5 protein-coding genes are annotated in these 9,078 nt (G+C 72.2%); 3 read left to right on the forward strand and 2 right to left on the reverse strand.

The features are described 5' to 3' along the window. Window positions 1-126 precede the first annotated feature (126 nt). Both ACFV6I_RS33885 and ACFV6I_RS33890 read right to left on the reverse strand, forming a co-directional pair. Window positions 127-1,077 carry a PAC2 family protein gene (locus ACFV6I_RS33885; protein WP_063346923.1) on the reverse strand — a complete coding sequence of 317 codons (951 nt, stop codon included), beginning with the start codon at window positions 1,075-1,077 and terminating at the stop codon, window positions 127-129. A gap of 370 nt (window positions 1,078-1,447) precedes the next feature. Then, window positions 1,448-2,539, reverse strand: coding sequence for a glycoside hydrolase family 18 protein (locus ACFV6I_RS33890; protein WP_380429550.1), 1,092 nt, complete (start codon window positions 2,537-2,539; stop codon window positions 1,448-1,450). A gap of 143 nt (window positions 2,540-2,682) precedes the next feature. Here ACFV6I_RS33890 and metH point away from each other — a divergent pair, with 143 nt between their 5' ends. The 3 genes from metH (at window position 2,683) to ACFV6I_RS33905 (ending at window position 9,018) form a co-directional block, all read left to right on the forward strand. Further along, a complete protein-coding gene (gene metH / locus ACFV6I_RS33895; protein WP_380429553.1) occupies window positions 2,683-6,189 on the forward strand; it encodes a methionine synthase in 3,507 nt (1,168 codons plus the stop codon). A gap of 154 nt (window positions 6,190-6,343) precedes the next feature. Beyond that, on the forward strand, window positions 6,344-7,045 hold the full coding sequence (locus ACFV6I_RS33900; protein ID WP_363583916.1) for an HAD family phosphatase: 702 nt from the start codon (window positions 6,344-6,346) through the stop codon (window positions 7,043-7,045). Window positions 7,046-7,398: 353 nt separating this feature from the next. Further along, on the forward strand, window positions 7,399-9,018 hold the full coding sequence (locus ACFV6I_RS33905; RefSeq protein WP_380342759.1) for an ABC transporter substrate-binding protein: 1,620 nt from the start codon (window positions 7,399-7,401) through the stop codon (window positions 9,016-9,018). The last annotated feature ends 60 nt before the right edge of the window (window positions 9,019-9,078 follow it).

The raw sequence follows: 9,078 nt of genomic DNA on the forward strand, positions 1-9,078 counted from the left end.
CCCGCAGGGGGCCGCGCGCGGGGTGGCGGCCGCACTCCCCCCCCCCCCCCCCCCGCCGGGGGGGCCCGGGTGCTGTGTGGCCCCCCCCCCCCCCCCCCTTTGTCCGGGGCGGGCCCGGGGCGGCGGCTACTCCTCGTCGCCGTCCTGGCTCTCCCGGGCCGCGCCCGGGGCCTCCGGCTCGGCCGGCCGCTCCGCCGTGGCGTGCCCGGCCACCGGCTTCTCGCCGGTCGGCCCGACGTTCTCCCGGCGGCGCAGGTAGCGCTCGAACTCGCGGGCGATCGCGTCGCCGGAGGCCTCCGGCAGCTCCGCGGTGTCCTGCGCCTCCTCCAACTGCTGGACGTACTCGGCCACCTCGCTGTCCTCGGCGGCCAGCTGGTCCACGCCCAGCTGCCAGGCCCGGGCGTCCTCGCCGAGCTCGCCCGGCGGGATGCGCAGGTCGAGCAGGTCCTCCAGCTTGTTGACCAGGGCCAGCGTCGCCTTGGGGTTCGGCGGCTGCGCGACGTAGTGCGGCACGGCCGCCCAGAGCGTCACGGCCGGGACCCCGGCGTGCGTGCAGGCCTCCTGGAGCACCCCGACGATGCCGGTCGGGCCCTCGTAGCGGCTCTCCTCCAGGTCCAGCCGGCGGGCCAGCTCCGGGTCGGAGGTGACGCCGCTGACCGGCACCGGGCGGCTGTGCGGGGTGTCGCCGAGCAGCGCGCCCAGGATCACCACCAGCTCGATGCCGAGCTCGTGCGCGAAGCCGAGCAGCTCGTTGCAGAACGAGCGCCAGCGCATGCTCGGCTCGATGCCGCGCACCAGGACGACGTCCCGGGTGGTCGGCTCGGTCACCCGGATCACCGAGAGCCTGGTGGTCGGCCAGGTGATCCGGCGGATGCCGCCGTCCAGCCAGACCGTGGGCCGGTTGACCTGGAAGTCGTAGTAGTCCTCCGCGTCCAGGGCGGCGATCACCTTGCCGCCCCAGGTGTCGTCCAGATGTGCCAGAGCCGCGGAGGCGGCGTCGCCCGCGTCGTTCCAGCCCTCGAAAGCGCAGACCATCACCGGGTCGATCAACTCGGGAACATCTTCCAGCTCGATCACCCAGCGTCTCCCTCCGGTCGGCGGTCGAACCTGCGCCGCCTCGGCTGGCCTGCCGGGGCGCCGACGGGTCGGCTGCCGACTGTCGAACCTCTCGTCACCCATGGAACGCCTCGCCCCATGGTCCCTACCTGCCCAGCCTACGGGCTTTGATGCGCACCGCGGCCGGGCACCGGGACAGTCTGGGGGAGCGTGCCGCCCCGATCCAGCGGATATCCGGACCGCCTCGGCTGACGGGGCGTCAGGTGGCTCGGAGCGGGCGCGGACGGTGTCCGGACGGCGACGCGGCGCGACGACGAGCCCTTCCCGCGCACACCCTTCCCGTACGCACCCTTTCCGCGCACGCCGGTCCCGCACTCGCCGCCGGAACCCCTCAGGCGCCCACCCACCCGCGCCGGTACGCCGCCCAGTGCTCCGGGGTGGCGGCGAAGTCCACGTACAGCGCGACGCCGAAGTTCCGCCGCCCCGGGTCCTGGCGGCCCAGGCCCAGCCGGACGCCCCGGACGGCGGCCGGCACGGTCTCGGCGTCACCCCGATGGCCGTGCCGGTCGTCCCAGAAGAACGGCAGGCCGATCAGCAGGTCCACCCCGGCCGGGGTGGCCTCCAGCGCCAGTTCGGTCTGCAGGGCGACGTAGCCGCCGTACAGCGGCTCGGTCGGCATGCTGGTGTCGTACGCCATCACGGCGACCTGGTCGACCCGGCGGGCGGTCTCGGTGAAGTACGCCTGGTCCCACCACTTGCCGTGGTCGGTGAGCAGGATCCCGGCGGTGTGCAGGCCGGGCACCGGGTCGAGCTGCGGGACCGCCACCGAGAGCGCCGCGCCGCGCCCGGCCGTGACCGGGCGGACCTGGTCGAGCAGGGCCAGCCAGCCGGCGCTGCCGGGCCGGATCGGCTCCATGTCGAAGTGCACGCCGTCGAAGCCGAGGTCCAGGACCTGCCGGGCGGAGGCGGTGACCCGGTCCCGGGTGGGGGCGTCCTCCAGGTCCAGGGCGTCCTTCTCCGGCTTGACCTCGTCGCCCAGCCAGCTCTGCACCCGGACGTCCGGCAGCGCCCGGTGCACCGCGTCGGTGAACCAGCGGCCCCGGGGGTGGACGGCGGGCGGCAGCGAGCCGTCGTGTTCCAGCGGGCCGGTGTGTACGTACAGGTCGCGGACGCCGGTGCCGGCCAGTTGCCGCACCAGCGCGGCGACGTCGGCCTCGCCCTTGCGGCCGTCCACCCAGGCGTGGCCGAGCCAGAGCGCGTCCCGGCCGCGGGTGCGGGCCTCGGCGGACGGGTCGCCGGTGTAGTGCAAGCGGATCGCGACGAAGGCGGAGCCGAGCGCGGCCGCCGGTACGGCCGCCGCGAGGCCCAGTGCCAGCAGCGCCCGGCGCCACCAGGACCAGCTTCGCCAGCGCTTGCGCAACGCCCGGAACGGGGCCGCCAGGGCCCCCGTGACGCGTCGCGCGACGGTCGGGAATCGGCCCACGCGGTTGCTCCCCCCTTGCGGTCGAACGCTCAGGATACGGAATGCGACCGCAGGCCGGGGCGCGGGCCGGATACCCTGGCCACGTGCGGGCCCGAGTAAGCGGGCCCGCAAAGCCGACAGCCGTCGCACCAGGGAGAAGCCCCATGGCCACTGCAGCCAATCCGTCCATCACTCAGCAGAGCCGCGCGAACGCGTTGCGTGAAGCGCTCGCCACCCGGGTGGTGGTCGCCGACGGTGCGATGGGCACCATGCTCCAGGCACAGGATCCGACGCTGGAGGACTTCCAGAACCTGGAGGGCTGCAACGAGGTCCTCAACGCCACCCGGCCCGACATCGTGCGCTCCGTCCACGAGGCCTACTTCGGGGTCGGCGTGGACTGCGTCGAGACCAACACCTTCGGCGCCAACTTCTCCGCACTCGGCGAGTACGAGATCGCGGAGCGCATCTTCGAGCTGTCCGAGTCGGGCGCCCGGATCGCCCGCGAGGTGGCCGACGCCCACGCCGCCGACGGCCGCACCCGCTGGGTGCTCGGCTCGATCGGCCCCGGCACCAAGCTGCCCACCCTCGGCCACGCCCCGTACGAGACGCTGCGCGACGGCTTCCAGCAGAACGCGGCCGGCCTGATCGCCGGAGGCGCCGACGCGCTGCTGGTCGAGACCAGCCAGGACCTGCTGCAGACCAAGGCCGCCATCCTGGGCTCCAAGCGCGCCCTCGCCGAGGCCGGGCTGGACCTGCCGGTGCTGGTGCAGGTGACCGTGGAGACCACCGGCACCATGCTGCTCGGCTCCGAGATCGGCGCGGCGCTGACGGCCCTGGAGCCGCTCGGCGTCGACTACATCGGCCTCAACTGCGCCACCGGCCCGGCCGAGATGAGCGAGCACCTGCGCTACCTGGCCAAGAACGCGCGGATCGGCCTGTCCTGCATGCCGAACGCGGGCCTGCCGGTGCTCGGCAAGGACGGCGCCCACTACCCGCTCTCCCCGTCCGAACTGGCCGACGCGCACGACGTGTTCACCCGTGAGTACGGCCTCTCGCTGGTCGGCGGCTGCTGCGGCACCACGCCCGAGCACCTGCGCCAGGTGGTCGAGCGGGTGCAGGGCCGGCCGGTCACCCCGCGCACCCCGCAGCCGGAGTCCTCGGCGTCCTCGCTGTACCAGGCGGTGCCGTTCCGCCAGGACACCTCGTACCTGGCGATCGGCGAGCGCACCAACGCCAACGGCTCGAAGAAGTTCCGCGAGGCGATGCTGGCCGGCGACTGGCAGGCCTGCGTGGAGATCGCCCGTGAGCAGATCCGGGACGGCTCGCACCTGCTGGACCTGTGCGTGGACTACGTCGGCCGCGACGGCGTCGCCGACATGAAGGAGATCGCCGGCCGGCTGGCCACCGCCTCCACCCTGCCGATCGTGCTGGACTCCACCGAGCCGCAGGTGCTGCGGGCCGGCCTGGAGGCGCTCGGCGGCCGCGCGGTGCTCAACTCGGTCAACTACGAGGACGGCAACGCCCCGGACTCGCGCTTCGGCCGGATCGCCTCGCTGGCCCGCGAGCACGGCGCCGGCCTGATCGCGCTGACCATCGATGAGGAGGGCCAGGCCCGCACCGCCGACAAGAAGGTCGAGATCGCCGAGCGGCTGATCACCGAGCTGACCGCCGACTACGGCGTCGACGAGGGCTCGATCCTGGTGGACTGCCTCACCTTCACCCTGGCCACCGGCCAGGAGGAGTCCCGCCGGGACGGCATCGAGACCATCGAGGCGATCCGCGAGCTCAAGCGCCGCCGCCCGGCCGTGCAGACCACGCTGGGCCTGTCCAACATCTCCTTCGGCCTCAACCCGGCCGCCCGGGTGGTGCTGAACTCGGTCTTCCTGCACGAGTGCGTGGAGGCCGGCCTGGACTCGGCGATCGTGCACGCCTCCAAGATCCTGCCGATCTCCCGGATCCCCGAGGACCAGCGCGAGGCCGCCCTCGACCTGGTCTACGACCGCCGCCGGGACGGCTACGACCCGCTGCAGCACCTGCTGGAGCTGTTCGACGGCGTCTCCTCGGCCTCGGTCAAGGCGTCCAAGGCGGAGGAGCTGGCCGCGCTGCCGCTGGACGAGCGCCTGCAGCGCCGGATCATCGACGGCGAGCGCAAGGGCCTGGAGGCCGACCTGGACGAGGCGCTGGCCGGGCGGCCCGCGCTGGAGATCATCAACGACACCCTGCTGTCCGGCATGAAGGTGGTCGGCGAGCTGTTCGGCTCCGGCCAGATGCAGCTGCCCTTCGTGCTCCAGTCCGCCGAGGTGATGAAGACCGCGGTGGCCCACCTGGAGCCGTTCATGGAGAAGTCCGACAGCGAGGGCAAGGGCACCATCGTGCTGGCCACCGTCAAGGGCGACGTCCACGACATCGGCAAGAACCTGGTGGACATCATCCTGTCCAACAACGGCTACAACGTGGTCAACCTGGGCATCAAGCAGCCGGTCTCGGCGATCCTGGACGCCGCGCAGGAGCACAAGGCGGACGTCATCGGGATGTCCGGCCTGCTGGTGAAGTCCACCGTGATCATGAAGGAGAACCTGGAGGAGCTCAACCAGCGCAAGCTGGCCGCGAGTTACCCGGTGATCCTGGGCGGCGCCGCGCTCACCCGGGCCTACGTCGAGCAGGACCTGCACGAGATCTACGAGGGCGAGGTCCGCTACGCCCGGGACGCCTTCGAGGGCCTGCGGCTGATGGACGCGCTGATCGCGGTCAAGCGCGGCGTGCCCGGCGCGAGCCTGCCGGAGCTCAAGCAGCGCCGGCACGCCCGGGTCGAGGTGGTGGAGGAGCCGGAGGTCAACCTCGGCCAGATCCGCTCGGACGTCACCGTCGACAACACCGTGCCGACCCCGCCGTTCTGGGGCGACCGGATCGTCAAGGGCATCCCGTTCGCCGACTACGCCTCCTGGCTGGACGAGGACGCGCTGTTCAAGGGCCAGTGGGGCCTGAAGGCGGCCCGCAGCGGCGAGGGCCCCTCGTACGAGGAGCTGCTGGAGACCGAGGGCCGGCCGCGGCTGCGGATGTGGCTGGACCGGCTGCAGACCGAGGGCTGGCTGGAGGCGGCCGTGGTCTACGGCTACTACCCGGCCAACTCCAAGGGCGACGACCTGATCGTCTTCCACGAGGACGGCACCGAGCGCACCCGCTTCACCTTCCCCCGCCAGCGGCGCGGGCGCCGGCTCTGCCTGGCCGACTTCTTCCGCCCGGAGGAGACCGGCGTGCGGGACGTGGTCGGCCTCCAGGTGGTCACCATGGGCAACCGGATCTCGGAGGCGGCGAACGAGCTGTTCGCCGACAACTCCTACCGCGACTACCTGGAGCTGCACGGCCTGTCGGTGCAACTGGCCGAGGCGCTGGCCGAGTTCTGGCACGCCCGGGTCCGCTACGAGCTGGGCTTCTCCGGCGAGGACCCGCAGGACGTCAAGGACATGTTCGCGCTCAAGTACCGGGGCGCCCGCTTCTCGCTCGGCTACGGGGCCTGCCCGGAGCTGGAGGACCGCGCCAAGATCGCCGAGCTGCTGAAGCCCGAGCGGATCGGCGTGGTGCTCTCCGAGGAGTTCCAGCTGCACCCGGAGCAGTCCACCGACGCGATCGTCATCCACCACCCGGAGGCGAAGTACTTCAACGCCCGGTAACCCGGGCGCCTCGTTCCGTTCGCTCTTTTCGGGCGAACCGGGCGTATCCTGGATGATCCTGAACGGGCCGGTCCGCTCACCAGCGGGCCGGCCCGTGCCATCCCCGGGGGGTGCTCGAACGCGCCCGGGGGGTACCGACGGAAGGACTCCCGCCATGACCACCTCCACCGCCGCCCGGATCCTCGACCACGGGGACGGCCGCGGCTTGCAGGCGGTGCTGCTGGACATGGACGGGACGCTGGTGGACACCGAGGACTTCTGGTGGCAGGCCGAGGTCACCCTGTTCGCCGAGCTGGGCCACGCGCTGACCGACGAGGACCGGGCCCAGGTGGTCGGCGGTCCGATGACGCGGGTGATCGACTACCTGGTCGGCACCACCGGGGTGGACCTCGCCCCGGCGGACCTGACGGTGCTGATCAACCAGCGCTTCGTCGACCTGCTGGCGGGCGGCGTGCCGCTCATGCCGGGCGCCGAACGCCTCCTCAACACCCTGGCCGCGCACGGGATTCCGGCCGTCCTGGTGACCGCCTCGCACCGGCACGTGGTGGACATCGTGCTGCGCTCGCTGGGCTCCCACCACTTCGCCTTCACGGTCGCGGGGGACGAGGTGCCGCGCACCAAGCCGCACCCGGACCCGTACCTGGAGGCGGCCCGGCGGCTGGGCGCGGACCCGGCCCGCTGCGTGGTGGTCGAGGACGCGCCGACCGGGGTGCGGGCGGCCGAGGCGGCGGGCTGCCCGGTCGTCGCGGTGCCCTCGGTGGCGCCGATCGAGCCGGCCCCGGGGCGGCTGGTGCGCTCCTCGCTGGAGCAGGTCGATCTTGAACTGCTGCGCTCGCTGGTCGCTTCGCGGGTGTGATTGTCATCTCATTGCGAGGGTGCTCTACTCGCCGGTAAGCGGCCGGATCCAGCCACCGCCGACGGCCGCCCGGGGAGAAAAAGGGCATTGCCTGACAACTCGTCGGGTGTTTCGCGATGCCCTCAACCACCGTGTCCCAAACGTCATCTGCACGGGTATCGGTCGTGCGTGTTCGATATGGCACGCTACTTCAGTTCGTTCCCCTCCCTCGCGCCCTGCCACCGCCGACGACGGGCAACCCCGTCCCGCCCGCGGTCGTACGGGCGCCAGGCCCGCGCACGCCTTCCGCACCGGGAGCGCCCTCGACGCGGGCCGCCGGCCCCGGTCGGACCGCACCCAGAAGGACGCGCCCCGTGAAGACTTCAGCTGAACGCCTGGCAGCACTCGGCTGCGCCGGTCTTGTCGCCGTGACGGCGGCAGGCTGCGGATCGGTCACCGACGCCGTCAAGGGGGACGGCGGCAAGGCGATCGTCATGGGCACCACCCAGCTCACCGGTGTGCTGGACCCGGCCGCCGCCTACGACTCCGGCTCCTGGCTGCTGCTGCGCAACACCTTCCAGTCGCTGCTCACCTTCCCGGCGGCCTCCAGCGCCCCCTCCCCGGACGCCGCGCAGTCCTGCGAGTTCACCGCGGGCGACGCCACCCAGTACCACTGCACCATGCGGACCGGCCTGAAGTTCTCCAACGGCCACCCGCTGACCGCGGCCGACGTGGTGTTCTCGATCGAGCGCACCAAGAAGATCAACGACCAGAACGGCGCGGCCCCCCTGCTCTCCTCGATCAGGAGCGTCGAGGCCAAGGGCGACACCGAGGTGGTCTTCCACCTCTCCACGCCCGACGCCACCCTGCCGGCCAAGCTGGCCGGCCCGGCCGGCGCCATCCTCGACCACCAGGCCTACCCGGCCGACAAGGTCGTCCCCAACGACAAGCTGATCGGCTCCGGCCCGTACCGCTTCGAGACGGTCGAGGTCATGGGCGGCAACGGCGACACCGCCAAGCAGCTGGGCAAGGTCGTCCTGGTGCCCAACGACAAGTACAGCGGCGAGGCCAAGCTCCGGAACAGCAAGTTCACCATCCGGTACTTCGACAAGCCCGCCGACCTGAAGGCCGCGCTGGACAAGGGCGACGTCGACCTCACCGACAACAGCCTGGACCCGAACACCGCCGCCCAGATGCACTCCGACCAGCAGGGCGGCAAGACCGACCTCCAGGTCGTCGAGGGCGACAGCAACGACACCCGCTCGCTGGTCTTCAACACCAAGGACCCGGTCGCCGGCAACGTCGCCGTCCGCCAGGCCGCCGCCCAGCTGCTCGACCGCAAGTCGCTCGCCCGCGACGTCTTCGCCCGGACCGTCCAGCCGCTGTACGCGATGGTCCCGGCCGGCGTCACCGGCCACACCACGGCCTTCTTCGACCGCTACGGCGACCAGGACAGCGGCAAGGCCAAGAAGATCCTCACCGACGCCAAGGTCCAGCTCCCGGTCAAGCTCACCCTCACCTGGTCGCGCTCGCGGGCCGGCAGCGCCGAGCCCGAGACCCTGAAGAAGCAGCTGGAGGCCGGCGGCCTGTTCCAGGTGACCGTCCAGACGGAGCCGGACTGGGACAAGTACCGGGCCGGCTGGTCCGAGGGCCGCTACCAGGCGTACCTCATCGGCTGGTTCGCCGACTACCCGGACCCGGACAACTACATCGCCCCGCTGCTCATCGACGGCGGCGCGTACCACCACGGCTGGGACGACCCGCGGATCAGCCAGAAGCTGGTGCCGGACGGCCTCAAGCAGGCCGACCGCAGCGCCGCGGTGGCCGGCTACGCCCAGATCCAGCAGATCGTCGCCGAGAACGCGCCGCTCATCCCGCTGTACCAGAACAAGGGCTTCTTCGCGTCGCGTTCGTACATCACCGGCGTCGAGTCGACCATCGACACCACCGGCGTGTTCCGCTTCTGGGAGATCAGCCGCAGCGCCGGCAAGTAGGCGACCGGACGACACCCCTCAACACGGCGGCCCGCCCGCCTTCCCCCTGGGTGCACGGGG

The sequence above is a fragment of the Kitasatospora sp. NPDC059803 genome (assembly GCF_042732255.1).
In the GTDB taxonomy this organism is placed as follows: domain Bacteria; phylum Actinomycetota; class Actinomycetes; order Streptomycetales; family Streptomycetaceae; genus Kitasatospora.